Raw genomic sequence first — 1453 nt, forward strand, 5'->3', positions numbered from 1 at the left:
GGGCGTATTCAACCGGTCGAAGCAACAGTTGCTATTGGGACTGAGCTTAGCTGGTCCGCGAAGGCTTCCGCTGGAGTGCGCCATCCTAGGATGCCGCGCGGCCGGTTGTTGATGATGTCGGCGACAGCTTGGATCTCTGGGGTGCTCCAGCGAGAGATGTCGGTGCCTTTCGGGAAGTATTGCCGAAGTAGCCCGTTGAGATGTTCGTTGCTCCCGCGCTGCCACGGGCTCTTCGCGTCGGCAAAATAGACCGGCAGCCCGATTTCCTGCGTCAGAAGGGCGTGCGCGGACATCTCCTTTCCCCGGTCCCACGTCAGGGAGCGTCGCAGGTCCGCCGGGAGCGGCTCGAAGGTCCGGACGAGTGCGTTCTTCATCGTGACCGCGCCGTAGCCAGCTAATGCTGGCCCATTCTTTGTCGGCTTGACCAGTCCGTAACCCTTCTGCCGGGGCAGATGAACGAGCATGGCGAAACGCGTCGTGCGGTCGATCAGAGTCGCGATCGCTGACCGGTTGAGACCAATGATGAGATCTCCTTCCCAGTGGCCTGCGACTTTCCGCTGGTCGGCTTCGGAGGGTCTCTTCTTCAAGGTTGTGGCGTCGGTGACATGCGCCCAGGCTTGCTGACGTGTTCGCGCTCGTGGCATACGTTTCGTGCGCCCTCGGCGCAGGTGCCACGCCTGCTGCCTTGCGAGTCCGCCTCGGCTCGGAACGTAAAGGGCTTGGTAGATCGCTTCGTGCGAGATCCGCATCGTTGGATCATCCGGGAACTCGACCGGCAGGCGTTTCGCGATCTGCTGAGGGCTCCACCCCCTCACCCATTCGCGGTCCTCCCTATGCGGTTTGTTCTTCCCGTCCCAGATCGGGCCGACCGGGCCCAAACGTTCTCCTCCGCCCGATCTGACGTGTCCGCTGAGCTTGTCATTGACGTAGTCGCGGAGGCCATCGTTCGTGATCAGCTTCGCGGTCTTGGGACGGCGGGCTCGTCGTTCGGCATGCCACTGCGCTGTAGACGCCTTGTAGTCCAAGCGATACGTTCTCGTCGACGCGTTCCGACGCAGCTCCCGCGAGATCGTAGACGGGCTTCGGCCCAGTCGGCGAGCGATCTCTCGCACCCCACAGTCTTGCGCACGCCACAACGCGATGTCCTCACGGTCGGTCGAGGACAGATACCGTCCGGACAGTGTCGGGGCCAGCTGAGGATTCACACCGCCAGCGTGCAGGAACCAGCGATGCGCGACGGGCTCTGACACGCCGGCCGCGACGCCGGCGTCCCGGGTCTTCGCACCGGAGGCGATCGCGACCCAGAACCGTACTCGGTCCTCGCGCCAGACCACCGACGGCCGACCCGGTGAAGGGATCTGCCCTCGATACGCCCGTACTTGCTTCTGCCGATTGCGAACCGACATCCAACACCTCCGTAATCGGGTGTTGCTTCGACCGGTTGAATACGCCT

At 63.4% G+C, this 1453-nt stretch carries 1 protein-coding gene; it reads right to left on the reverse strand.

Annotated elements, in window-relative coordinates; translation table 11 throughout:
• Window positions 1-8 precede the first annotated feature (8 nt).
• Entirely contained in the window at window positions 9-1406 is a 1398-nt protein-coding gene (locus AB0313_RS22110; protein WP_366308493.1) for an IS30 family transposase, read from the reverse strand.
• Window positions 1407-1453 lie beyond the last annotated feature (47 nt).

It is taken from the genome of Pseudarthrobacter sp. NPDC080039, assembly GCF_040702335.1.
Classification (GTDB): Bacteria; Actinomycetota; Actinomycetes; order Actinomycetales; family Micrococcaceae; genus Arthrobacter; species Arthrobacter enclensis_A.

Bases quoted from the DNA above. Each gene is read 5' to 3' on its own strand.
- AB0313_RS22110 (WP_366308493.1), bottom strand. From the start codon at position 1,406: ATGTCGGTTCGCAATCGGCAGAAGCAAGTACGGGCGTATCGAGGGCAG.